20 protein-coding genes are annotated in these 24934 nt (G+C 67.2%); 9 read left to right on the top strand and 11 right to left on the bottom strand.

Annotated features, from left to right (window positions below):
• Positions 1-289 precede the first annotated feature (289 nt).
• The gene (locus tag OTERR_RS11435) at positions 290-1204 is read left to right on the top strand and encodes an HDOD domain-containing protein (RefSeq protein ID WP_223115938.1); all 915 of its coding nucleotides are present in this window, start codon (positions 290-292) and stop codon (positions 1202-1204) included.
• On the opposite strand, the gene OTERR_RS16175 is transcribed toward OTERR_RS11435, so the two are convergent.
• Positions 1192-1416 carry a hypothetical protein gene (locus OTERR_RS16175; RefSeq protein ID WP_223115939.1) on the bottom strand — a complete coding sequence of 75 codons (225 nt, stop codon included), beginning with the start codon at positions 1414-1416 and terminating at the stop codon, positions 1192-1194. The two genes, OTERR_RS11435 and OTERR_RS16175, sit on opposite strands and share 13 nt — an antisense overlap.
• 120 nt (positions 1417-1536) lie before the next feature.
• Between OTERR_RS16175 and OTERR_RS11440 the strand changes: the two genes are divergently transcribed.
• The 4 genes from OTERR_RS11440 to OTERR_RS11455 all read left to right on the top strand — a co-directional run bounded on the left by OTERR_RS11440 (position 1537) and on the right by OTERR_RS11455 (position 4349).
• Positions 1537-2109 carry a LemA family protein gene (locus OTERR_RS11440; RefSeq protein WP_149425830.1) on the top strand — a complete coding sequence of 191 codons (573 nt, stop codon included), beginning with the start codon at positions 1537-1539 and terminating at the stop codon, positions 2107-2109.
• Between the two features lie 13 nt (positions 2110-2122).
• Positions 2123-3040: a hypothetical protein gene (locus tag OTERR_RS11445; RefSeq protein ID WP_187775231.1), complete on the top strand. Its 918-nt coding sequence runs from the start codon at positions 2123-2125 to the stop codon at positions 3038-3040.
• Between the two features lie 145 nt (positions 3041-3185).
• Complete coding sequence (locus OTERR_RS11450; protein WP_149425832.1) at positions 3186-3545, top strand: 5-carboxymethyl-2-hydroxymuconate Delta-isomerase; 360 nt, start codon at positions 3186-3188, stop codon at positions 3543-3545.
• Between the two features lie 114 nt (positions 3546-3659).
• Positions 3660-4349: an NERD domain-containing protein gene (locus tag OTERR_RS11455; RefSeq protein WP_149425833.1), complete on the top strand. Its 690-nt coding sequence runs from the start codon at positions 3660-3662 to the stop codon at positions 4347-4349.
• On the opposite strand, the gene OTERR_RS11460 is transcribed toward OTERR_RS11455, so the two are convergent.
• Positions 4346-6334: an ATP-binding cassette domain-containing protein gene (locus tag OTERR_RS11460; RefSeq protein ID WP_149425834.1), complete on the bottom strand. Its 1989-nt coding sequence runs from the start codon at positions 6332-6334 to the stop codon at positions 4346-4348. The two genes, OTERR_RS11455 and OTERR_RS11460, sit on opposite strands and share 4 nt — an antisense overlap.
• A 221-nt stretch (positions 6335-6555) precedes the next feature.
• On the opposite strand from OTERR_RS11460, the gene OTERR_RS11465 reads away from it, so the two are divergent.
• Both OTERR_RS11465 and OTERR_RS11470 read left to right on the top strand, forming a co-directional pair.
• The gene (locus OTERR_RS11465; protein WP_054621164.1) at positions 6556-7554 is read left to right on the top strand and encodes an NAD(P)H-quinone oxidoreductase; all 999 of its coding nucleotides are present in this window, start codon (positions 6556-6558) and stop codon (positions 7552-7554) included.
• A gap of 141 nt (positions 7555-7695) precedes the next feature.
• Positions 7696-8901: a DUF2252 domain-containing protein gene (locus OTERR_RS11470; RefSeq protein WP_054621165.1), complete on the top strand. Its 1206-nt coding sequence runs from the start codon at positions 7696-7698 to the stop codon at positions 8899-8901.
• A 195-nt stretch (positions 8902-9096) separates the two neighbouring features.
• On the opposite strand, the gene OTERR_RS11475 is transcribed toward OTERR_RS11470, so the two are convergent.
• From OTERR_RS11475 to aceK, 8 genes are all read right to left on the bottom strand, one after another.
• Positions 9097-9966, bottom strand: a complete 870-nt coding sequence (locus OTERR_RS11475; protein WP_054621166.1) for an HDOD domain-containing protein — start codon at positions 9964-9966, stop codon at positions 9097-9099.
• A 481-nt stretch (positions 9967-10447) separates the two neighbouring features.
• A complete protein-coding gene (gene parC / locus OTERR_RS11480) occupies positions 10448-12958 on the bottom strand; it encodes a DNA topoisomerase IV subunit A (protein WP_149425835.1) in 2511 nt (836 codons plus the stop codon).
• Between the two features lie 22 nt (positions 12959-12980).
• On the bottom strand, positions 12981-14942 hold the full coding sequence (gene parE / locus OTERR_RS11485) for a DNA topoisomerase IV subunit B (protein ID WP_149425836.1): 1962 nt from the start codon (positions 14940-14942) through the stop codon (positions 12981-12983).
• A 118-nt stretch (positions 14943-15060) separates the two neighbouring features.
• Positions 15061-15738, bottom strand: a complete 678-nt coding sequence (locus OTERR_RS11490; RefSeq protein ID WP_054621169.1) for an SRPBCC family protein — start codon at positions 15736-15738, stop codon at positions 15061-15063.
• A 162-nt stretch (positions 15739-15900) separates the two neighbouring features.
• The gene (locus OTERR_RS11495) at positions 15901-16482 is read right to left on the bottom strand and encodes a chorismate--pyruvate lyase family protein (RefSeq protein WP_149425838.1); all 582 of its coding nucleotides are present in this window, start codon (positions 16480-16482) and stop codon (positions 15901-15903) included.
• A gap of 62 nt (positions 16483-16544) precedes the next feature.
• Positions 16545-17045: a DUF192 domain-containing protein gene (locus OTERR_RS11500; RefSeq protein WP_082396913.1), complete on the bottom strand. Its 501-nt coding sequence runs from the start codon at positions 17043-17045 to the stop codon at positions 16545-16547.
• Positions 17046-17242: 197 nt separating this feature from the next.
• Positions 17243-17809 carry a pseudouridine synthase gene (locus OTERR_RS11505; protein WP_149425839.1) on the bottom strand — a complete coding sequence of 189 codons (567 nt, stop codon included), beginning with the start codon at positions 17807-17809 and terminating at the stop codon, positions 17243-17245.
• Positions 17810-17881: 72 nt separating this feature from the next.
• On the bottom strand, positions 17882-19675 hold the full coding sequence (gene aceK / locus OTERR_RS11510) for a bifunctional isocitrate dehydrogenase kinase/phosphatase (RefSeq protein WP_149425840.1): 1794 nt from the start codon (positions 19673-19675) through the stop codon (positions 17882-17884).
• Between the two features lie 214 nt (positions 19676-19889).
• Here aceK and OTERR_RS11515 point away from each other — a divergent pair, with 214 nt between their 5' ends.
• Both OTERR_RS11515 and icd read left to right on the top strand, forming a co-directional pair.
• The gene (locus tag OTERR_RS11515; protein WP_149425841.1) at positions 19890-22127 is read left to right on the top strand and encodes an NADP-dependent isocitrate dehydrogenase; all 2238 of its coding nucleotides are present in this window, start codon (positions 19890-19892) and stop codon (positions 22125-22127) included.
• A gap of 423 nt (positions 22128-22550) precedes the next feature.
• Positions 22551-23786, top strand: a complete 1236-nt coding sequence (icd, locus tag OTERR_RS11520) for an NADP-dependent isocitrate dehydrogenase (protein WP_149425842.1) — start codon at positions 22551-22553, stop codon at positions 23784-23786.
• Between the two features lie 146 nt (positions 23787-23932).
• Here icd and OTERR_RS11525 read toward each other — a convergent pair whose 3' ends face one another.
• On the bottom strand, positions 23933-24520 hold the full coding sequence (locus OTERR_RS11525) for a rhodanese-like domain-containing protein (RefSeq protein ID WP_149425843.1): 588 nt from the start codon (positions 24518-24520) through the stop codon (positions 23933-23935).
• Between the last annotated feature and the right edge of the window lie 414 nt (positions 24521-24934).

Below are 24934 nucleotides of genomic sequence, written 5' to 3' on the forward strand. Positions count from 1 at the left end.
AAAGGGCCGGGGCAAGGCGGCGAGGGTCGCCCTGATCCAGCCTCGATTCCCGTCCCGGGCCGCCATGCGCGGCCGCCCCGCCTCGCCGGCACGGTGCCGCGCCATCGGCAAGACCTGCGCCGCTGCCGCTGCCGGGGCACGCGGGACCGTCCTTGGCAGTGGCGGATTACCTCCCGCCCACTGGCGGCACCTGCGCATTTCGGCACGCATCCGCATCTGCGCCTATTGGCGCCGCCCCGGCCCCGGGATACCCTAGGGTCATCGCCACCACCCGCCAGATCGTCCCGCCATGATCGAGACCACGCTGCCCGACCTGGATTCCTGGGTCACCTACTTTTCCGAGCATGAGATCCCGGTGCTGCGCCATACGGGGCGCCAACTGGAGAGCCTGGCCGAGAACGTGGACCGGGTGAACGGGCGCGACATCTCCGCCGTGGCCCTGCACGACCCGCTCATGACCGTACGCGTGCTGGCCTACATCCAGCCCTACCGGGGCAAGCGCCTGCAAGGCGAGATCACCACCGTCGAACAGGCGGTGATGATGCTGGGCATCGAACCCTTCTTCCGCCATTTCAGCAAGGTGCTGGTGGTGGAGGACACCCTCAAGACCCACCCCCAGGCCCTGCTCGGCCTGCTCCACGTGGCCCGCCGCGCCCAGCGCGCCTCGCGCTACGCCTACGACTGGGCCCTGTGGCGCCACGACCTAAACGCCGAGGAAGTGCGCATCGCCGCCCTGCTCCACGACCTGGCGGAAATCCTGCTGTGGTGTTTCGCCCCCCATCTGGCCCTGGAAATCCAGGCCCGCCAGCACGCCGACCGGAGCCTGCGCAGCGCCGTGGTGCAGGACCAGGTACTGGGCATCCAGCTCAGCGAGCTGCAACAGGCCCTCTGCCACGCCTGGGCCCTGCCCGACCTGCTGCCGCGCCTGATGGACGACCAGCACGCCAGCCACCCCCGGGTGCGCAACGTGATCCTGGCGGTGAACCTGGCCCGCCACTCGGCCAACGGCTGGGACGATGCGGCCCTGCCCGACGACTACACGGCCATCGGCGAGCTGCTCAACCTGACCCCGGAAGCGGTGCGTGCCCGGGTCGGCGCGCCGCCCCCGGAGGGCAGCGCCGATGCGGAGGCCGAGGTGACGGCCGCAGACGGCGAAACGCCCCCTCCCCCGCCGCCGGCCGAAGTACCGCCTCAGCCGCAGTAGCGCAGGTTGGCGAAGTCGAGCAGCAGGTCTGGCCGGTCATAGGCAAGAAAGGCCACGGCCAGCGCCAGCACCGCCAGCACCGCCAGGGCCACCAGCGCCCCGGCCCAGAACCAGCGCCACCGGCTGTCCGCCTTTCCCGCCGCTTTGGCCACATTGGCCACATTGGCCACATTGGCCGCCACTACCGTGTCGTCATAAATCGGATCGTTCATCCCCGGTATGATAGCTGCCGCGTGGGATTACCGGGATGACGCATCCCCGCGCATCCCGCGCATTCCTGCCGGCCGGACCGTCCGGCACAACCATCCGCCCCGCCCCTTCCGGAGCCCGCCATGAGCATCAGCAGCGCCGTCTTCCTCGGCCTCGTCGCCGTCGTGATCCTCTACGCCATCATGACCTACAACGGCCTGGTCACCCTCAAGCACGCCGTGGCCAAGGCCTGGGCCAACATCGACGTGCTGCTCAAGCAGCGTCACGACGAACTGCCCAAGCTGGTGGAGGTATGTAAGCAGTACAAGGAATTCGAGCAGACCACCCTGCAGCGGGTGATCGCCGCCCGCAACCAGGTGCAGGAGGCCCGGCAGAGCCACGACGTGGCCGCCCTGGGTGAAGCCGAGGGCACGCTGCGCCTGGGGCTCACCCGCCTCTTCGCGGTGGCCGAGGCCTACCCGGAACTGAAGGCCAACGAGCACTTCATGCAGTTGCAGACCCGTATCACCGGCCTGGAAAACGCCATCGCCGACCGGCGCGAGTTGTACAACGAGGCGGTCAACCTCAACAACGTGCGCATCGAGCAATTCCCCGATGCCCTGATCGCCCGCCTGGGCCACTTCGAACCCCAGGCCCTGCTCGAATTCTCCAGCGCCGAAAAAGCCGACGTGGACGTGAAGGCCCTGTTCGGCTGAGGCAATGCCGGCCGTGCCGTTCAAGTTCCCCCTGATCGCCAGCTGGAGCAGCGTCCACTGGGCCACCTCCGGGGTCCAGCTGGTGTTGCTGGCGATCGCCGCCCACACCCACTCCCGCCTCGGCTGGCTGGTGTGCACCGCCCTGCTGGCGGTAATCAGCCTGGCCGCCTGGGCCTCGGCCTTCCGCCGCCGCCGGGCGATCACCGACACCCCCACCGCCAAGGTCGCCTCCGCCGCCCAGGGCTACACCGAACTGACCGGTACCGGCCGCCCCCTCGACGGGCTGCCGATCCTCTCCCCGACCCGCCACCTGCCGTGCCTGTGGTACCGCTACACGGTCGAGGAGATGAACCACAAGCGGGAATGGCGGGAGGTCCACCGCAGCGAATCCGACGGTTCCTTCCTCCTCGACGACGGCACCGGCCAATGCCTGATCGACCCGGCCGGCGCCGAAATCGTCACCAAGCACAAGGAAACCTTCACCTCCGGCGACACCCGTACCACCGAGTGGAAGCTGCTGGAAAACGATCCGCTCTACGCCCTTGGCGAGTTCCGCACCGTCTCCGGCCTGGCCGGGGAGCTGGACGCCAATGCCGACCTGCGCGATCTGCTGGCCGAGTGGAAGAAGGACCCGGCCGCCCTGGCCAAGCGCTTCGATCTGAACGGCGACGGCACCCTGGACGAGCAGGAATGGCAACTGGTGCGCCAGGCGGCCAAGCGCGAGGTGGCGCGCAACCACGACGCCCTGCGCGCCGCCCCGGACATCCACACCCTCACCCGCCCCGCCGACGGACGCATGTTCCTGGTGAGCAATCTGTCCGAGGCCAAACTGGCCCGGCGCTACGGCCTGTGGTGCCTGTTCCACCTGGCCCTGTTCTTCGCCGCCGTAGCGGCCCTGCCCTGGCTGGCGCAGCAGGGCGGCCCCCAGTAGCGCGGCCGCACCACCCCCCCATGCCCAGTAGCCCCAGTAGCGCCGGCACGCCGTACTATGCGTCTTTTGCGCAGCGCCTTGGCCAGCGTCGATCTGACCAATCGCTGGCGCCGAACGCCGCGCCTTCCCTCTGCAAGGACCCCTCATGCCCCACCTGACCCTGGAATACTCGGCCAACCTGAGCGATACCCTGGACCCGCCCGCCCTGCTCGCCGGGATCAACGCCGAACTGGCCGCCTCGGGCCATTTCGCCGAGCCGGACATCAAGAGCCGGGCGACCCGCCTCGACGACTACCTGATCGGCCTGCACAACAACGGCCGCGGCTTCGTCCATGTCCGCCTGGCGATCCTCTCGGGCCGCACGCCGGAGGTGAAGAAGGAGCTTTCCGCCGCCGTGCTGGCCGCCCTGCAGGCCGGGGTGCCGGCGGTGGATGGCATGGCGATCCAGCTCTCCGCCGAGATCGTCGACCTGGACCGGCCGAGCTACGCCAAGGTGGTGAAGTAAGGCGCTACAGGGGCGTGACAATGCGCCCCGCCCCGCAGATTGATACCATTGGCATCATCCTCGCCAAGAACACTGGCAGGAAATAGCAACCGATCATCTGCGAGTATTCTTCCCATGAGCCTGTCCGCCCTGCTCAAAGGGTGGCAAGGAGAGTTGATGGGCACCCTGGCGCATCGGCTCTTTCTTGACACCAAGGTTTATCACTCTCTCAACAACATCACACTGCCTACCAGCAATGGCACGACCCAGATCGATCATGTCATTGTGTCCCGCTATGGCCTGTTCGTCGTTGAGACGAAGAACATGGCGGGCTGGATTTTCGGCGACGCGAAAACGCCCCAGTGGACACAGGTGCTAGGGGGAAAGAAATTCCGCTTTCAGAACCCGCTTCACCAGAACTACCGCCATACCAAGGCGTTGGAAGAATTTCTCGGCGTCAGGCCGGAGCAGATGATCCCGCTGGTCATGTTCTGGGGGGAATGTGAATTTAAAACCGCGATGCCAAACAATGTCCTGCAGCGCGGGTATACCGGCTTCATCAAGAGCCACACGGTGGTGCACTTCAGCGAAACCGAAGTAGGCGAAATCCTCGTAGCCCTGAAGAGCGGCATGCTGCCCAAAGGCTTGATCCAATCGTTCAAGACTCGGCGCCAGCATCTGGACTCGCTCGACCACCGCCATAGCAGCACGACGACCTGCCCTAAATGCGGCAAAGCTCTGGTGCAACGCCACGCCAGAGGCGGGAGTACGGCATTCCTCGGGTGCAGCGGCTTTCCCAACTGCCGCTTTACCCGCTCCTGCTAGCCCCCCTTCTGCTTGTTTTCCAGTTCCTCCCAGCGGCCGAGCAGCTCCAGCAACTCGTCGTCGATGGCCGACAGGCGCGCGGCGAAGGCGTTGGCCTCCTGGGGGGCGTTGGCGTAGAGGTTGGGGTCTTCCAGGCGCTGGGTCAGGGTGGCCTGTTCGGCCTCCAAGGCGGCGATGCGGTCGGGCAGGGCATCGAGTTCGCGCTGCTCCTTGTAGGAGAGCTTGACCGGCTTGGATTTGGCCGGCGTTGCAGAGGCACTGCCCGGAACGCTAGGCGGGGCGGCCTTCTCCACGGGGGTATCGCTGGACGCCTTACGGGACGCGGCGTTCGAGGCAGGGGCGTCGGAGAAGCCCGAGGGGCGCGCCCCTTGGGCCACCCGCCAGCGGGCCCAATCGTCGTAGCCGCCAACGTGCTCGCGCCACACGCCGTTGCCCTCGGCAGCGATCACCTGGGTCACCACGTTGTCGAGGAAGGCCCGGTCGTGGCTGACCAGGAAGACGGTGCCCGGGTAGTCCTGCAACAGGTTCTCCAGCAGTTCCAGGGTGTCGATATCCAGATCGTTGGTCGGTTCGTCGAGCACCAGCACGTTGGCCGGGCGGGCGAACAGGCGGGCCAGCAGCAGCCGGTTGCGCTCGCCGCCGGACAGGCTCTTGACCGGGGAGCGGGCCCGCTCCGGGGCGAACAGGAAGTCGCCCAGGTAGCCGATGACGTGCTTCTTCTCGCCGTTGATCTCCACCGTGTCGGACCCCGGGGAGATCACGTCGGTGAGGGCCGCCTCCGGGTCCAGGGCCTCGCGGAACTGGTCGAAGTAGGCCACCTGCATCTTGGTGCCCAGGCGCACGGTGCCGGAATCGGGCTCCAGCTGGCCAAGGATGAGCTTCAACAGGGTGGTCTTGCCGGCGCCGTTGGGGCCGATCAGGCCGATCTTGTCGCCGCGCAGGATGCGGCAGGAGAAGTCGCGGATCACTGTCTTGCGCGCGTCACCCTCGCCAAACGCCTTGCTCACACCGACCAGCTCGGCCACCACCTTGCCGCTCTTCTCGCCGGCGTCTAGGTTGAAGTCCACCCGGCCCTGCTGTTCGCGCCGCGCCGCCCGCTCGGCGCGCAGCTGGTCGAGGCGCTGGACGCGGAACACCGCCCGGGTGCGCCGGGCTTCGACGCCCTTGCGGATCCACACTTCCTCTTCCTTGAGCAGCTTGTCGAAGCGGGCGTTGGCCAGGGCCTCGTCCTTGAGTTCCTGCTCCTTGCGCTCCTGGTAGGCGGTGAACGACCCCGGGTAGCTGGCCAGCTTGCCCCGGTCGAGCTCGACGATGCGGGTGGCGAGCCGGTCGAGGAAGCGCCGGTCGTGGGTGATGAACAGCAGCGTCACCCCGGCGGACACCAGCTGCTCTTCGAGCCAGGCGATGGCGTCCAGGTCCAGGTGGTTGGTCGGTTCGTCGAGCAGTAGAACTTCCGGGCCGATGGCCAGGGCCTGGGCCAGGGCCAGGCGCTTCTTCTGCCCGCCGGAGAGGCTGGCCACCTTGGCGTCCGGGTCCAGGCCGAAGCGCTCGATCACCCGGTCGGCCTGGGAGGCGTAAGACCAGGCGCCGCGGGCGTCCAGTTCGGTCTGCAGTTCCTGCATGCGGGCCAGCAGGGTTTCGTGGTCGGCGTCCGCCTCGGCCATGGCGTGGGAGACGGCGTGATACTCGGCGAGCAGGGCCGAGGTGTCGCCCATGCCGTCCACCACCGCCTCGAACACGGTGGATTCGGGATTGAGGGGCGGCTCCTGGGGCACGTAGGCGAGCTTTAAGGCCGGCTGGCGCCAGATATCGCCGTCGTCCAGGTGGCCAACCCCGGCCAGAGCCTTGAGCAGGGATGACTTGCCGCTGCCGTTGCGGCCGATCAGGGCCACCCGCTCCCCCTTGTCGAGCTGGAAGTCGGCGTGGTCGAGGAGCGGCACGTGGCCGTAGGCAAGGCAGGCGCCGGAGGCGGTAAGGAGCGGCATGGACGTCGGGGCGAGAAACGGAAACGGGGCGCCATTGTAGCGCCCCGCCTGGCAATCCCTGCGGCCGATGGCGCCGGGGAACCGCGCCGCCACCACCGTTGCCTGGCGGCATGGCCGCGCACCGCCACGCCCCTGGCCGTATCATGGCGCTTTCGGCCGCTGGCCGGCACCGCCGCCGCGACCTGTCCACACGCTATGCGTCCCCTTTTTCGAGAGTGCCCATGCTGCCCGCCACCATGCGCTACGTCGCTTACACCCCCTCCCCCGACCCCGCCACCCTGCATGTCGCCGAAGGCCCGGTGCCCCGGCCCGGCCCCGGCGAGATCCTGATCAAGGTGCGTTACGCCGGCATCAACCGGCCCGACGTATTCCAGCGCAAGGGCCTCTACCCGGCGCCCCCGGGGGCTTCGCCGATCCTCGGGTTGGAAGTGGCCGGCGAGGTGGCGGCCCTGGGCGAACACGCCGATATCTGGCAGGTGGGGGACCCGGTCACCGCCCTGGCTCCGGGCGGCGGCTACGCCGAATACTGCGTGGTGCCGGCTCGCCATGCCCTGCCGGTGCCGGCCAACGTGCCCCTGGAACAGGCCGCCGGCCTGCCCGAGAACTGGTTCACCGTGTGGTCCAACCTGCGCGACATCGCCCGCCTCAAGGCCGGCGAGCGACTGCTGGTGCACGGCGGCTCCAGCGGCATCGGCCTGGCCGCCATCCAACTCGGCAAGCTCACCGGCGCCCAGGTGTTCACCACCGTGGGCACCGCCGAAAAGGCCGCCGCCTGCCGCGCGTTCGGCGCCGACGGGGTGGTGGAATACCGCCGTCAGGATTTCGTCGAGGAGATCCGCGCCGCTACCAACGGCGAAGGGGTGGACGTAATCCTCGACATGGTGGGGGGCGACTATGTGCAGAAGAACGTCTCCCTGCTGCGCCGCGACGGCCGGCTGGTGTATATCGCCTTCCTCAACGGCAGCAAGACCAGCTTCGACTTCCTGCCGGTGATGACCAAGCGCCTGACCATCACCGGTTCGACCCTGCGCCCGCGTAGCCGCGAGGAGAAGGAAGCGATCCGCGAGGCCCTGCTCGAACACGTCTGGCCGGCACTCACCGAGGGCCGGGTGAAATCCCGCATCCACGCCACCTTCCCCCTGGATCAGGCGGCGGAGGCCCACCGGCTGATGGAATCGAGCGCCCACATCGGCAAGATTCTCCTCGCCGTGGCGCCCTGAGCGCGGCGTACCGAACGCCCCTGCCCGTCCACCGAGGCACGCCCACAGCGCCATTTACCCGGGCCCCTCAGCCCCTGAACTGCAGCGTCCTGCGGCCGCGGGCCAACACCCCGCGCCGCGTCTCTCCAGGAGAAGACCGCCATGCTCGACGTCGTCACCAGCATCCGCGACTACAACACCGGACGGGACCCGGAACGGTTGGTCCTCAAGTACCGCAACCTGCGCAGCAATCCCTTCGTCTTTCTGCGCGGCACCTGCCACCTGTTCTACGACCGGCTGCCCAACGAGCGGCTGCTGCGCCAGGCGCCGGCGGCCTGGGTGTGCGGCGACCTGCACCTGGAGAATTTCGGCAGCTACAAGGGCGACAACCGGCTCGTCTATTTCGACCTCAACGATTACGACGAGGCGGCCCTGGCGCCGTGCACCTGGGACCTGGTACGCCTGCTCGCCAGCGTGCTGGTGGCCGCCGACAGCCTCAAGGTGAGCCGAAGCGACGCCCAGGCTCTGTGCCAGGCGTGCATCGCCGGCTACGCCGGGGCCCTCGGCCAGGGCAAGGCCCGCTGGATCGAGCGGGACACGGCCGACGGGCTGGTGCGCGATCTGCTCGACAGTCTGCGCAACCGCCCCCGTGCCGCCTTTCTCGACAGCCGCAGCGAGCTCAAGGGGCGCAAGCGGGTGCTGCGTACCGACGGGCGCAAGGCCTTGCCGGTGAGCGCCAAGCAGCGCCAGAAGGTGGTCGATTTCATGGCCGGCTTCGCCAAGACCCAGCCCGATCCGGCCTTCTACAAGGTGCTCGACGTGGCCCGGCGTGTCGCCGGCACCGGCAGCCTGGGCGTGGACCGCTACGCCATCCTGGTGGCCGGCAAGGGGTCGCCGGACGGCAACTACATCCTCGACCTGAAGCAGGCCCTGCCCTCGTCCCTGGCGCCCCACCTGGCGATCAAGCAGCCCCGCTGGAAGAACGAGGCGGAGCGGGTGGTGGCGGTGCAGCGGCGCATGCAGGCGGTCTCGATGGCCTTTCTCCAGCCGGTCGTCATGGGCAAGAAGGCCTACATCCTGCGCGGCCTGCAGCCCAGCGAGGACCGGGTGGCCCTCGACGGCGGCAGCGGACGCAAGCTGCGCCGCCTGGCCGCCGTGCTGCGCACCATGGGCGAGCTGGCCGCGTGGGATCAGTTGCGCAGCAGCGGCCGGGACGGCTCGGCCAATGCCGACGCCCTAATCGATTTTGGCCAGGACCCGCGCTGGCACCCCACCCTGCTCGCCCTGGCCGAGCATTGCGCCGACCAGGTGCGGCAGGACTGGCAGACCTACGCGGCGGCCTACGATGCTGGGGCCTACGCCCTCTGAACGGGAATGGCCCGCCTGTCGGGAGTGTTGGGAGTGTTGGGAGTGTTGGAAGTGCCGGCCTCGGCCGCCGTCCCTTCAGGCAACCACGGCGCCGGGCGGGACAAGGCCAAGCCCGAACGGCGGTGCGCAAGAAAAAACCCGCGGACGACGCGGGTTTTTTCCTGGATGCGGAGGCGAAGCACGCCCCCGGGGCGCTCACACGAATTCGGCGCGGAGCTCCGTGGTGCGCTGCTCGATCTCCTCGCGCAGGGACAAGTAGCTCTCGTTCAGGGTGCGCTCCCATTCGGCCACGGTCTCCTTGTCCTGGCCGAGCCACTCGAACAGTCCGCCGGCCAGGATGTTGGCCATGAAGATGACGTCGGCGAGGTTCTTCGGCGTGGCCGGAATGGGACGGGGCTGGTCGTGGTCGCGCAGGGCCGTGATCATGGCCTCGTCCACCCCGAGGGCGTGGAACAGGGTATCGCCGATGCTTTCGTGCCACTGGATGATCAGGTAGCGCACCGTGTCGGGGCGGGCGCGCAACTCATCGTATTGGGCGGCCCGGTAGAGCATGTAGAAGGCGCCGAGGTCGTGGATCAACCCGGCCAGCATGGCCTCCCCGGGATTGATACGGGTGAGCCGGGCGGCAATCACATAGGCGGCGCTGGCCGCCTGCAGGGAATGTTCCCAGAGGCTGGTCATCAGTTCGCTGAAGCAGACCATCTCCTTGGCCAGCAGCAATTGCTTCATGGCCGTGGAGATCGCCACGGTGCGCACCGTTTTCAAACCGAGCCGCTCGACGGCGCCGCGCAGGTCGCGGATCTTGCCGCCCCCTGGGTTGAGGGCGGCGGAATTGGCCAACTTCAGCAGCTTGCTGCTGATCAGGGGCTCGGCGCTCAGCAGGGTGACGACTTGCGGGAGGGTCACGTCCGGATCGTTGAGCACCTTGCGCAGGCGCACCACCACGTCGAAACAGGTGGGAAACGTCACATCGCCCTGCAGCTCCCTGGCGATGTCCTCAAGCATCTGAAAGCGCTGAGCGTTCAGCGCAGCCCCTGTTTTGTGGTCTAGCTCACGGGGTTCCATGGTCCTACCTCTTGATACGGCATGGCTAAATTGATCACGGGCCTATGTTATACCCACTGCCTGACGAGAAAACGCACAAATGCTGTCAGGATAATTCCCATACCTTACCGGTGGGACGGGCAACAGAAAATAGCGACGGCACGTTCCCTGCCGTTTTCTCCCCACCGCGCTGCAACCTAGCCCTGTGGCCACGATTGCGGCGGAAGCGCCCCTTTGACGCTGCACAGCAGCAAAGCGTTCCCGAACCGGCCGGGCCCGGCCTGCTGTTCCGGCGGTCCGGCCGCCGGCTTGGCCAGCCATGGCCGAGGCCCCCTGCCTTTCTTCCCGGATGCGGCCCTGACGCACATGAAAACGCCCGATCCAGGATCGGGCGTTTTTTTACCGCACCTCGAAGCCCAAGGCGGGACGGGCATCTTCAGGCACACCCTCTGGAAATGCCCGACTGGCGCGGCATTCCAAGGTGATGCCCTGAAGATCCGCGCTAGGCCTTGTTCTCCTCGACGGCCCGTACCAGCACCGGCTTGCCGGCGGCGTCCGGGGTCTTCTTGCCCTTGCGCGCCCGCTGGCTGAGGTATTCGGCGATGGCGCCACCGGCAATCGTCGCCACCTTCTTGGCGCCGGCGCGGCCGGTGCCTTCCACCACCACCGCCGGGTCGGTGACCACCGCCACCGAGATCAGGCGGGCGTTGTCGGCCAGGCCCATCAGGATCACGCCCTTGCCGCCGCCGGACAGTTCCTTGACGTCGAGCAGGGGGAAGATCAGCAGCTTCTCGTCCGAGGACAGGGCCGCGACCATGGGCACCTCGCCGGTTTTCAGCGGCGTCGGCGGCAGGATGGCGGCGCCGTCGTCCACCGTGACGAACTGCTTGCCGGCCTTGGTGCGGCCGATCATGTCGCCGAGGCGGCAGGTGAAGCCGTAGCCGGCGCTGGTGGCGATCAGCAGGCCCAGGTCGGCGGGGCCGGCGACGAAGGCGGCGAGCTTGGCCCCGGCGGTGTCGATCATGGAGGTGATCGGCGCGCCGTCGCCCCGGCCGCCCGGAATGCTGGCCACCGGAATCGAGCAGGCCCGGCCGTTGTCGAGCAGCAGGATGGCCTGGTCCACGGTGCGGCAGGCGCTGGTGGCAAACAGGCCGTCCCCTTCCTTGAAGGTGATGGTGCCCAGGTCCACGCCGTGGCCCTGGCGGGTGCGGATGAAGCCCTTCTTCGACAGGATCACGGTCACCGGTTCGTCCACCACGGCCTGGGTGACCTGGGCGCGGGAGGCTTCCTCGATGACGGTGCGGCGCTCGTCGCCGTACTTGGCGGCGTCGTCCTTGATCTCCTTGATGATCTGGGCGGTCATGGCGGCGGGATCGTCGAGCAGGCGGTTGAGCTCGGCCCGCTCGATTTCCAGCTCCGACAGTTCCTGCTCGATCTTGATCGCTTCCAGCCGGGCCAACTGGCGCAGGCGGATTTCCAGGATGTCCTCGGCCTGGCGCTCGGTGAGGTGGAAGCGCACGATCAGGTCGGCCTTGGGCTCGTCCGACTCGCGGATCAGGGCGATCACCTCGTCGATGTTGAGCAGCACCAGGCGCCGCCCTTCGAGGATGTGGATACGGTCTTCCACCTGGTTGAGGCGGTGCTCGCAGCGCCGCTGCACGGTGGTGCGGCGGAAGGTGGTCCATTCTTCGAGCAGGCCGCGCAGGGTGCGCTGGCCGGGCCGGCCGTCCAGGCCCAGGGCCACCAGGTTGATGGAGGCGGAACTCTCCAGGCTGGTGTGGGCGAGCAGCAGGGTGGCGAATTCCTGGGCGTCGAGCTTGGAGGAGCGGGGCTCGAACACCAGGCGCACGGCGTGGTCCTTGTCCGATTCGTCCCGCACCCGGTCGAGCTGGGCCAGGATCAGCTGCTTGGTCTGGCTCTGCTCCTGGGTGAGGGTTTTCTTGCCCTTCTTGACCTTGGGGTTGGTCAGTTCCTCGATCTCTTCGAGCACCTTCTGGGACGAGGTGCCCGGCGGCAGCTCGGTCACCACCAGCTGCCACTGGCCCCGGGCCAGTTCCTCGACCGTGTAGCGGGCGCGCACCTTGAGGGAGCCGCGGCCGCTCTCGTAGGCGTCACGGATCTCGGCGGCGGTGGAGATGATCTGGCCGCCCCCCGGGTAGTCCGGGCCCTGGACGTGTTCGAGCAGCTCGGCGGTGGTCAGCTCGGGCTTTTTGAGCAGGGCCACGGCGGCCTTGGCCACTTCGCGCAGGTTGTGGGAGGGAATCTCGGTGGCCATGCCCACGGCGATGCCCGAGGCGCCGTTCAACAGCAGCATCGGCAGCCGCGCCGGCAGGTACTGGGGCTCCTTGAAGGCGCCGTCGTAGTTGGGCTGGAAGTCCACGGTGCCCTTGTCGATCTCGGCCAGCAGCAGTTGGGCGATGGGGGTGAGGCGGCATTCGGTGTAGCGCATCGCCGCTGCCCCGTCGCCGTCCCGGGAACCGAAGTTGCCGTGGCCGTCCACCAGGGGGTAGCGCAGGGAGAAATCCTGGGCCACCCGCACCATGGCGTCGTACACCGCGGTGTCGCCGTGGGGGTGGTACTTACCGATCACGTCCCCCACCACCCGGGCCGACTTGACCGGCTTGGTGGTGGCGTTGAGCCCCAGCTCGTGCATGGCGAAGATGATGCGCCGCTGCACCGGCTTCATGCCGTCGGCGGTATCGGGAATGGCCCGGGAACGCACCACGCTCATGGCGTAGCGCAGGTAGGCGTCCTCGGCGTAGCGGTGCAGGGGGAACGGGGATTCGCCGTCCCAGACGAAGGGGGTGGGGGCCTGGGGCGGCGCCGGCGGGGCGGCGGGGTCCGGGGCCGGAGCGTCTGCTGCATCGGCCAGATCGGCCGGGGCAGCGTCGCCGGCGGCGGACAGGGCCAGGTCGGCCTCGTCCTGCACAGCCGTGTCGGTTTCCGTCTCCGTCGCCGTGGCGGCGCCCGGGGCGAACAGGTCCGGCGTCAGGTCGTCGGTGGGGTGGGTCATGGTCTGCCTACTCTAATCTGCGTCAAACGTCGGCTTCGACTTCGTTGCCGCGCCGTTCCATCCATTCCCGGCGGGAGCCGGATTCGCCCTTGCCCATGAGCATGCGCATCATGGCCACCATCTCGTCCCAGCCGGCCCGGTCGATGCTGATCTGCACCAGGCGGCGGGTGTCCGGGTTGAGGGTGGTCTCCCAGAGCTGTTCGGCGCTCATCTCGCCCAGGCCCTTGAAACGGCTGATGGACACCCGGTCGGGCTTGATGCCGTCGCGTTCGAGCTTGTCGAGCAGGGCCTCCCGCTCTTCCTCGTCCAGGGCGTAGAGCTTCTTCGGCGGCCGGTTCTTGCCCTGGCCCGGCACGTCGAGGCGGAACAGGGGCGGCTGGGCCACATAGACGTGGCCCCGGGCCACCAGCATCGGGAAGTGGCGGCAGAACAGGGTGAGCAGCAGGGTCTGGATGTGGGAGCCGTCCACGTCCGCGTCCGACAGCACGATCAGCTTGTGGTAGCGCAGGCCGGACAGGTCTGCATTGTCGTTGAAGTCGTGGGGCTCGATGCCCAGGGCCACGGCGATGTCGTGGACCTCGGCGTTGCCGTAGAGGCTGTCGCGCTCCACTTCCCAGGTGTTGAGCACCTTGCCGCGTAGGGGCAACACGGCCTGGAATTCCTTGCTTCGCCCTTGCTTGGCCGAGCCGCCGGCGGAATCGCCTTCCACCAGGAACAGTTCGGCCCGGGCGGCCTCGTCGGTCTCGCAGTCGGTAAGCTTGCCGGGCAGCACGGCCACGCCGCTGCTCTTTTTCTTTTCCACCTTCTGGGCGGCACGCAGGCGGCTCTGGGCCTGCTTGATGGCCAGCTCGGCGAGTTTCTTGGCGTCGTCCACGTGCTCGTTGAGCCACAGCTCGAAGGGGTCGCGGATCATGCTGCCGACCAGGCGCACCGCATCGCGGCTGTTGAGCCGGTCCTTGGTCTGGCCCTGGAAGGAAGGATCGAGGACCCGGGCCGAGAGGATGAAGCTGGCCCGGCCGAACAGGTCGTCGGGCAGCAGCTTGACCCCCTTGGGCACCAGGCTGTGGTGCTCCATGAAGGTTTTCAGGGCGCCGAACACCCCTTCGCGCAGGCCGGCCTCGTGGGTGCCGCCGCCGGGGGTGGGAATCAGGTTCACGTAGGATTCGCGCACCGCGCCGCCGCCCTCTTCGCTCCAGGCCACGGCCCAGGCGGCGCCCTCGCCCTCGGCGAAGGTGTCGTCGTCCCGGCCGGCGATGTACTTCTCGCCGACGATCATCGGCACCAACAGGTCGTTGCCGGAAAGCTGCTCGGCCAGGTAGTCGCGCATGCCGGACTCGTACAGCCAGACCTTTTCCTCGCCGGTCTTCTCCACCGAGAAGTTGACCTGGAAGCGGGGCAGCAGCACCGCCTTGGAACGCAGGATGCGCTCCAGCTCGGCGCGGGGAATGGCCGGGGAATCGAAGTACTTGGCGTCGGGCCAGACCCGCACCCGGGTGCCGCTGGCGCGCTTGGGGGCATCGCTGACCCGGACCAGGGGCTCGATCACGTCGCCGCCGGAAAACACCAGGCGGTGCATGGCACCGTCGCGCACCACCTCGACTTCGAGGCGGGTGGACAGGGCGTTGGTCACCGACACGCCGACGCCGTGCAGGCCACCGGAGAAGGTGTAGGCGCCGCCGGCGCCCTTGTTGAACTTGCCGCCGGCGTGGAGGCGGGTATAGACCACTTCCACCGTCGGCACCCCTTCCACCGGGTGGATTTCCACCGGGATGCCGCGGCCGTCGTCGGCCACCGAGACGGAGCCGTCGTCGTGGAGGATCACCGAAAGGCGCTTGGCGTGGCCGGCGATGGCCTCGTCGGCGGCGTTGTCGATCACCTCCTGGATGATGTGCAGGGGGTTCTCGGTGCGGGTGTACATCCCGGGCCGCAGCTTGACGGGCTCCAGGCCCTTCAATACGGCGATGTCGCTGGCGTTGTAGCTCATGAACGGGGATCAGTCCTGAATGGTGCGAAGCAATGACGGACGGAATGATACGGCCAGACCCCCGCCGGGCCGAAATTTACCGGTGAGGCCCGCCACCGGCAAAGCCCCGCCGACCGGCTCAGGGTCGGGCCGCCGTATGGCGGCGCACCATTTCCCGCACCATGGCGGTGAACTGCTCGGCCACCTCGTGGCGTACCGCCGCCGGGCCGATCAGGGGCGGCAGGCCCATCTCCGGCACGATCCAGGCGTGGTAGTGGAAGCGGGTTTCGGGCGGGTCGCCATCAGGACGGTCGCCCCGTTCGCTGCGTTCCGCTTCGAAACGCAGTTCCGATTCCATGTGCCGGGCGGTGCCGGAAATGCTCCGGGCGAGAATACGGTCGGGCTGCAGCTCCACGTCCCGGATCGACTCGAAGCCCACCGAGAACAGGCCGTAACGCATCCGTCCCCGCTGCAGCACGCGCAGCCGGCTGCCCTCCCGGGCCAACACCTCGCTCCTTTCCACATTGGGCACAAAGGCCGCCATGTGGGAAAAGTCGCTCAGCACCGCGTAGGCCACCCGGCGAGGCACCGGAGCGCGCACATCGACATCGACGGTGAAGCCGCCCCCCGGCTCGTTTTCGCCGGGCACGGCCTCGTCCCCCGGCGCCCGGGAGGTGCCCGATATCCGCTTGACCACCACCTGGGCCGGGGCCACGCCGATCTGGGTGCTGAGGACACCGGCACTGTCATCCCCGGCCTGTGCGCCCCCCGCCACGCCGAGCAGCAACGCCAGGGCGGCAGCGCGAAGACCCAGCATTGACGTGGTCTTCCGGCTGGGGGAAGGCCGAGGGGAAAAAACAAGCGGAGGAAAATTCATGCTCCGGTTATATCCGGAGCCTCTGACCGGGTTCTGACCCGCCGCCGCCCCCCAAGGGCGGACCTGCGGATCAGGCGTATCCGGCGGACTGTGGGGACGAACTCACGCTGCTGCAGGGAGCGGCGGCAAACCGGGCAGGAAGACTTCGGAAACCAGTACCTGCTTGCCCGGACCGGCGAACAGGGAGCGGCGCGCCCACAGGGGGGCACGGAGCGGGCGCCCCCCTGCCGGAAGCTCCGTCGCCAGAGCCGCCTGGGCCCGCGCCCCGAGGGGATGACGGCGGTCCACCCGGCAGAAGCGCAGCGGGCCGCGCCGGATGCGCGGATCGGCGAACAAGGTATGACCCAGGGGGCGTCCGCCCAGGCCACGGAAGACCCGGTCGAAGCGATGGCGCGGCGCCAGGGGTACCACAGTGTGGCCGTATACCGCCGGCCGGCCGTCGCACACCAGGCAGACCTGGCGCACCCGGGCCAGTTGGCCCGGACGCAGGCCGAGCAGGCGCGCTTCGTCCCGGTGCGGCACGGCCAGCCCCTCGTAGAGGGGAGCGACGGAAAAGGAGGAGCAAGCCGCCACCAGCCGCGCCGTCAGGGAGCGGCGGCCGACCAGCCAGTTGCGCAAGGGGCGCAGGTCGGCCGGCACCAAGGCGTGCCCGCGCCAGGGCGAGCGGGGAGAAACGCAGGTCACAGCGGAAAAACGTGGCGACGGGAGAGCAAGGACCGGCAAGGCGGCGGAAGCAGCGCGCCGGTTCAGCGCGGCGCCGGTGCCCGCTCGATGCCCTGGATGCTCATGCCCGATTTAAGACCGCGGCTGGAAAACCAGCCGCTGTTCATTTCCAGGGCGAAGCGGGCCGGTTCGGCCGAACAGTGGTTGTTCTCGGTGCGCGGCTGCATTTCGGCCACGTTGATGATGCGGCCCTGGCCGTCGATGAAGGCCACCGACAGGGGCAGCAGGGTGTTGCGCATCCACATGCAGTGGCGTGCCGCCTGGGGGAAAACGAACAGCATGCCCTGGTTGGGCGCCAGGGCGGTGCGGTACATCAGCCCCTTCTCGCGGGTTTCCTGGGTGGCCGCCACCTCGGCCTCGATGCGGTGGATGCCAGCGGCCAGTTCCATGCGCGGGAACTCCTCGGCGGCCGGACCGGTGACGACGATGGCGGCAGGCAGCGCTGCCAGCCAGGTGCGGGACAAACGCGGGAGCGCCTGGCGCCAGCGGGACAGGAAGGAAAGGGAAGGTACGGTGTTGAGCATGGCCGCGAATTTACCGGCTGCGCCGGGCCGAGGCAATGGCCGGAGCGCCGAGGACACACGCGGCCCATGACGACCCGCCGTTCCCGGGCCCGGACAAGCGATGCGGGGCCGACAGGGGGTAGTGAGGCAGACCGGGGCCGTGGCGATTTCCCGACGGGGCCCCGATAACGCCCAGTCCACCGTTCCCGATTGCGGCGTCAGGGCGCCAGCAGGCTGCGCCCGTCACCCTCGCGCAACGTCCATTCCCCCGGGGCCAGGCCGGTAACGGCGAACGGGCCGATGGCGGCGCGGATCAGGCGCAGGGTGGGAAAGCCCACCGCGGCAGTCATGCGCCGCACCTGGCGGTTCTTGCCTTCCGTAATGGTCAGTTCGACCCAGGCGGTGGGAATCGCTGCTCGGTAACGGATCGGCGGGTTGCGCGGCCACAACCCCGGGGGCTCGTTGATCAGGCGCGCCCGGGCCGGCCGGGTGCGTCCGTCCTTGAGGTCCACACCGCGGCGCAGGGCCTCCAGGGCGGCCTCGTCGGGCACGCCTTCGATCTGGGCCCAGTAGGTCTTGGCCAGCTTGAAGCGGGGATCGGCGATGCGGGCCTGGAGGGCTCCGTCGTCGGTGAGCAGCAGCAGCCCCTCGCTGTCGGCGTCGAGCCGACCGGCAGGGTAGACGCCAGGTACGGGAATGAACTCGGCCAGGGAGCGCCAGCGCCCTTCCGGGGTGAATTGGGACAGCACCCCGTAGGGCTTGTTGAGCAGCAGCAGGCGGGACATCGGGGGAGGATTGCGGGGAAGCGGGGGAGTGTAAAGAGGAACGCGAGGCGAATTTGGCTGCACCGGGCCGCGTCAGACGCTCGCGGGGGCACCGGGAAAACGGTGCGAGAAGCGCAGCTCCTCAGGATAGGGGAAGAAGTCCTCGATGCGGCCGTCGCGGATCTTCTGTTGGGTGGCCTGCCAGAAGGCCGGGCTGAGCAGGTCCCGATGGTACTTGAGGAAGGCGGCCTTGATGACCGGGGACGAGCCGAGCAGGAAGGTGGCGAATTCTTCTGGAAATACATCGTTGCGCGCCACCGAGTACCAGGCCTCGCCGGACATTTCCAGTTCCGGATAGGGCGCCTCGGGAATGGCGCGGAAGTTCACGTCGGTCATGTGCTCGATCTCATCGTAGTCGTAGAACACGACGCGGCTGTAGCGGGTGACGCCGAAGTTCTTCCACAGCATGTCACCGGGGAAGATGTTGGCGGCGGCCAGTTCGCGGATGGCGTTGCCGTACTCGCGCACGGCGTGGTCTACCCGTTCCGGATCGGCCTTGTCCAGGTACATGTTGAGGGGAACCATGCGCCGCTCGATGTAGAGGTGCTTGATCACCAGCTGCTCGCCGTCGTCCGCCTCGATCTGGGAGGGGGCCAGGCGCTTCAGCTCGTCGATCAGCTCCGCGGAGAAGCGTTCCCGTGGCAGGGCGGCGTGGGAGAACTCCAGGGTATCGGCCATGCGCCCGACCCGGTCCACCTGTTTGACCAGCTGGTACTTGTATTTGACCGTGGCCTGGTCCACCTCTTTCGAGGCGCCGAACACGTCCTTGATGATCTTGAACACGTAGGGGTAGGACGGCAGGGTGAACACCAGCATCACCAGGCCGCGGATGCCCGGCGCGACGATGAACTTGTCCTGGGAATGGCGCAGGTGGTGGATCAGGTCGCGGAAGAACATGGTCTTGCCCTGCTTGCCCAGGCCGAGCATGGTGTACAGCTCGGAGCGGGGCTTGTTGGGCATGATCGAGCGCAGGAACTGGACGTAGCCCGAGGGCACTTCCATATCCACCATGAAGTAGGCCCGGGACAGGGAAAAGAGAATGGAGATGCGCCAGGCGTCGAGCAGCACCGTGTCCAGGTAGAGCTTGCCTTCCGGGCTATGCAGCACGGGGATGGCGAAGGGGTATTCCAGGTTGCCGTTGATGGCCTTGCCGATGATGTAGGCGCCCTTGTTGCGGTAGAAGGGCGAGGTCAGCACCTGGATCTGGCAGTTGGCTTCCCGGGCCGGCAGTTCGCCCCCCAGGTGGGCCTGGACGGAGCGGTAGAGGTAATCCACGTCCCGCGCCAGATCCTCGAACGCCCGCTGCCAGCCGAAGTCCTGGACGATCCGCGTGAAGGTGGCGCGCAGCCCGCCCTCCCCCGGGTAATAGCTGGAATAGGTGGGCGGGTTGGAGTCGATGTACTCGGTGGAGATGGCCGGCCGGACGAAGATGAAGTCGTTGTGGAAATAGGTCCGGTGCAGGATCTTGCAGCACACCGAATTGAAGAAGGTCTCCGCCAGTTCCGGCTGCTTGTGGTTGAGCAGCAGGCCGATGTAGAGCAACTTGACCTGCTGCCAGGTAGCGTCGTCCAGGGTCTCGGCCTTGAACTCGTCGCGCAGGCGCTCGACGCATTCCTCCACCCGGTCGTCGTAGAAGCGGATGCGATCCTTGACCGCCGCATGCACGGCAGGCCAGTCGCCAGCCTCGAACCGTGACTTGGCCTCCCGGCTGGTCTGGCGGAACAGCCGGTAGTGCTTGTCGAACCCGTCGATCAGGGCCTGGGCGATGCGCGGGGCGGCCGCCGCCGTGGCGCTGGCGAAGGGATTCTGTGCGGTGGAGAAGTCCATCGACGAAAGACCGGAACGTGGCGTAAAGCGGAAATCTTAGCACCGGCGGGGGGATGGATCGCCCCGGGCGGGGCCGGGAGACGGCACCGCCAAACGCCCGTGGGGAGGGGAATCCGCAGGCTTCCATTGCACACAGCGGGATATTATTTCGAGGGGTGAGATATAATTCATAAGAGTTTTGTTAGCACACGATCCACCTGTTCGAGGAATTAGCATGGCTGCTGGGAAATCGAAGATCATCTACACACTAACGGACGAGGCGCCCCTGCTGGCGACCTGTGCTTTTCTGCCGATCATCCGCACCTTCACCGGGCCGGCCGGTATCGAGGTCGCCGAGAGCGATATCTCCGTCGCTGCCCGCGTCCTGGCCGAGTTTTCCGATTACCTCACCGAAGCGCAGCGCGTCCCCGACAATCTGGGCGAGCTGGGCAAGCTGACCCTGCAGCCCGACACCAACATCATCAAGCTGCCCAACATCAGCGCCTCCGTGGCTCAGCTGGTGGCCTGCATCAAGGAACTGCAAGGCAAGGGCTACGCCATTCCCGACTACCCGGAAAACCCCACGTCGGACGAAGAGAAGACGATCAAGACCCGCTACGGCAAGTGCCTGGGCTCCGCCGTCAACCCGGTGCTGCGCGAGGGCAACTCCGACCGCCGCGCTCCTGCCGCCGTCAAGAACTACGCCAAGAAGCACCCCCATTCCATGGGTGAATGGAAGCCCTGGTCCCAGACCCACGTGGCCCACATGGACCACGGCGACTTCTACCACGGTGAAAAGTCCATGACCCTGGACAAGGCCCGTGACGTGAAGATGGAGCTGATCACCAAGAGCGGCAAGACCATCGTGCTCAAGCCGAAGGTCGCCCTCCAGGCCGGCGAGATCATCGATTCGATGTTCATGAGCAAGAAGGCCCTGTGCGAGTTCTACGAGAAGGAACTGGAAGACTGCCGCCAGGCCGGCATCCTCTTCTCGCTGCACGTCAAGGCCACCATGATGAAGGTCTCGCACCCCATCGTCTTCGGCCACTGCGTCAAGATCTACTACAAGGAAGCCTTCGAGAAGCACGGCAAGCTGTTCGACGAACTGGGCATCAACGTCAACAACGGCATGGCCACCCTGTACGAGAAGATCGACACCCTGCCCGAATCCAAGCGCGACGAGATCATCCGCGACCTGCACGCCTGCCAGGAGCACCGTCCCCGTCTGGCCATGGTGGACTCCGCCAAGGGCATCACCAACTTCCACTCCCCCAACGACATCATCGTCGACGCCTCCATGCCGGCCATGATCCGCGGCGGCGGCAAGATGTGGGGCGCCGACGGCAAGCCGTACGATGCCAAGGCCGTGATGCCGGAATCCACCTTCGCCCGCATTTACCAGGAGATGATCAACTTCTGTAAGTGGCACGGTAACTTCGACCCGCGCACCATGGGCACCGTGCCCAACGTCGGCCTGATGGCCCAGAAGGCCGAGGAATACGGTTCCCACGACAAGACCTTCGAGATCCCCGAAGACGGCGTCGCCAACATTGTCGATCTGGCCACCGGCGAAGTGCTGCTCACCCAGAACGTGGAAGAAGGCGACATCTGGCGCATGTGCCAGGTCAAGGACGCGCCGATCCGTGACTGGGTCAAGCTGGCCGTCACCCGCGCCCGCAACTCCGGCATGCCCGCCGTCTTCTGGCTGGACCCCTACCGTCCCCACGAAGCCGAACTGATCAAGAAGGTGGAAACCTACCTGAAGGATCACGACACCAGCGGCCTGGAAATCCACATCATGTCCCAGGTACGCGCCATGCGCTTCACCCTGGAACGCGTCGCCCGCGGCCTGGACACCATCTCTGTCACCGGCAACATCCTGCGCGACTACCTGACCGACCTGTTCCCCATCATGGAACTGGGCACCTCCGCCAAGATGCTCTCCATCGTCCCGCTGATGGCGGGCGGCGGCATGTACGAAACCGGTGCCGGCGGCTCCGCCCCCAAGCACGTGCAGCAACTGGTGGAAGAAAACCACCTGCGCTGGGATTCCCTGGGCGAGTTCCTGGCCCTGGCCGTGTCCCTGGAAGACTTGGGGCTGAAGACCGGTAACGCCCGCGCCAAGCTGCTGGCCAAGACCCTGGACCAGGCCACCGGCAAGCTGCTGGACGAGAACAAGTCCCCGTCCCGCCGCACCGGCGAGCTGGACAACCGGGGCAGCCAGTTCTACCTGGCCCTGTACTGGGCCCAGACCCTGGCCGCCCAGACCGAGGACCAGGAACTGGCCGCCAAGTTCGCCCCCCTGGCCAAGACCCTGGCCGAGAACGAGGAAAAGATCGTCGGCGAGTTCAAGGCCGTCCAGGGCAAGCCGGTGGACATCGGTGGCTACTACCTGGCCGACCCGGTCAAGCGCGATGCGGTGATGCGCCCCAGCGCCACCTTCAACGCCGCGCTGCAGGCCGTCCAGGCTTAAGCGTCACCCAAGCACCACGCAGCGCAGCATCCGGCCCTGGCAGGCTCCGCCCGCCAGGGCCTTTTTCTTTGGCCGCCGCCCGCCGCAGCGCAGCATGGCGGTGCCGCCACCCCCCGGATTTTTCATCCATAATGCCCCGCAGTCGGTGCGGGGCACGCCCCCGCCCGCAGGCTCATACGGGGTTGCACGCGACACGCAAGCACGGGGAGGCAACGGCCTTGCCACGTTGCGCGTGACGCCGTATCGGCCAGGATCTCAGCGCAATATCCTGGTGTTCGATAACAACGACCTCATACGGACGTGCATTCAGCCGGCAGGCAAGGCGGGAAGCCACTGAGGGCGCTCCAGCACGGAGCACGACGAGGCGACTCACCATGCCAGACGAGTGAAGGCGACGCCGTATCAACTCGCGAGGAGATGGAAATGAGTTCACACATCAAGGTTCCCCAAGGCGGTCAGAAAATCATCCCGGGCCAGGCGATTCCCGACAATCCCATCATTCCCTTCATCGAAGGCGACGGCATCGGCGTGGACATCACCCCGGTGATGAAGAAGGTGGTGGATGCGGCGGTGGCCAAGGCTTACGGCGGCAAGCGGCAGATCCACTGGATGGAGGTCTATGCCGGTGAGAAATCCACCCAGCTGTACGGCTCCGACGAATGGCTGCCCAAGGAAACCTTCGACGCCCTCAAGGAATATTCCGTCTCCATCAAGGGCCCCATGACCACCCCGGTAGGTGGCGGCATCCGTTCCCTCAACGTAGCCCTGCGCCAGGAACTGGACCTCTACCAGTGCGTGCGTCCGGTGCAGTACTTCAAGGGCGTGCCTTCCCCCCTCAAGCAGCCCGAGCTGTGCAACATGGTGATCTTCCGCGAGAACACCGAGGACATCTACGCCGGCATCGAATGGGCCAACGGCACCGACGCCTGCAAGAAGGTGATCAAGTTTCTCCAGGACGAAATGGGGGTGAAGAAGATCCGCTTCCCCGAAACCTCCGGCATCGGCATCAAGCCGATTTCCGTCGAGGGCACCGAGCGCCTGGTGCGGGCCGCCATCAAGTACGCCATCGACAACAAGCGCAAGTCGGTGACCATCGTGCACAAGGGCAACATCATGAAGTTCACGGAAGGCAACTTCCGCGATGCGGCCTATGCCCTGGCCAAGCGCGAGTTCGGCGGCGTCGAGATCGACGGCGGCCCCTGGCTCAAATTGCCGGCCGACAAGGGGGGCATCGTCATCAAGGACGCCATCGCCGACGCCTTCCTGCAGCAGATTCTGCTGCGCCCGGCCGAATACGACGTGATCGCCACCACTAACCTCAACGGCGACTACATCTCCGACGCCCTGGCGGCCCAGGTGGGGGGCATCGGCATCGCCCCGGGGGCCAACATCTCCGACAAGTACGCCTGCTTCGAGGCGACCCACGGCACGGCGCCCAAGTACGCCGGGTTGGACAAGGTGAACCCGGGTTCCCTGATCCTGTCCGCCGAGATGATGCTGCGCCACCTGGGCTGGACCGAGGCGGCGGACCTGATCATCAAATCCATGGAAGCGGCCATCGGCGACAAGGTGGTGACCTACGACTTCGCCCGCTTGATGGACGGCGCCACCGAGGTGTCCTGCTCCGAATTCGGTGAGGCCATGATCGCCCGGATGTGAGCGGCGGGATGTAAGCAACACGCCCCCCAAGCAAAACGCCCCACGGTCTCCCGTGGGGCGTTTTGCTTGGCAACGCAGTCATGCCGACAGCGGGCGCCGGACACGCCCAAAGCGCTACCGCTGCGTCGCAAGACCTGCGCCGGTGGCTACAGATCCCCTTCCACCGTGGTCAGGCCCAGCCCCTCCCAGTCGAACATGCCACCCCGGTAGTAGTAGATGCGCCCGGCCGGAAAACCCTCGCGCACCATGGCGGTGATGGCCGTCGGGCTCTGGGGGCACATCGGGCCGTTGCAGAAGGCCACCACCTTGCGCGCCTTGGCGCAATCCCAACCCTTGCCGGTCTTGGCGCATCCCAGTTCGCCGAGGCGGCTGGCCACCTCGGTGTAGGGAATGTTCACCGCCCCGGGGATGGTGGCCTTCACGAACCACTCGGGCTCGCGCATATCCACCAGCATCGCCTCCGGGTCCTTGTAGAAGCCGAGCAGCTCGACCTCGGTGATCGGCACCACACCCGGCACCGGCACCAGGGGCTGCAGCCAGCCCTTGACCTTGGCGCAGGGCGTCAGCACCCGGGTGATGACGACCTTGCCCTGGGCCGTCTCGGCCACGAATTCGGTCTCCTGGCCCACCAGGCGCAGCCGCTCCGGTGCGGCCTGCTGGGCCAGGCCCAGGGCGGCGTAGGCGAGACCGGCGAGCAGGGCACCGGTCCGGGCGATGTTCGTGGCGAAGGTCATGGCGTCTCCTTTGTCGTTGTCGTGGGCGGCCCGATGCGCCGGGCCGTGGCGGCGATTATTTCATAGGAATCGCCTATTCACGCCCGCTGACGAACCTAGCCGGAGCAAGGCAAGGCGCTCCGGCCGATGCCAGCCAATCACGGTGGACTGCGGCAAATTGCGGCGGATTTCCCGGGCGCGAGGACAAGTCCAGCGATGGCCGCAACCGGCAGAGCCAGTGGCCGCCATGCCCCCTATCCCACCGACCGCTCGGCCCATCATTCCCGTCCCAGCCATCGTCAACGGCGATGCCTGTTTTCGCCCCCTCTGGAACTCCGCGACTGACGCGGGGTTTCGCGGCGCACCAAAAATGCCATCGCCGTTGACGATGGCATTACCCCGTACCCCTCCCGGAGAAAGACCTGCCCCGATGTT

Origin of the sequence: Oryzomicrobium terrae (assembly GCF_008274805.1) — a bacterium.
GTDB classification, from domain to species: domain Bacteria; phylum Pseudomonadota; class Gammaproteobacteria; order Burkholderiales; family Rhodocyclaceae; genus Oryzomicrobium; species Oryzomicrobium terrae.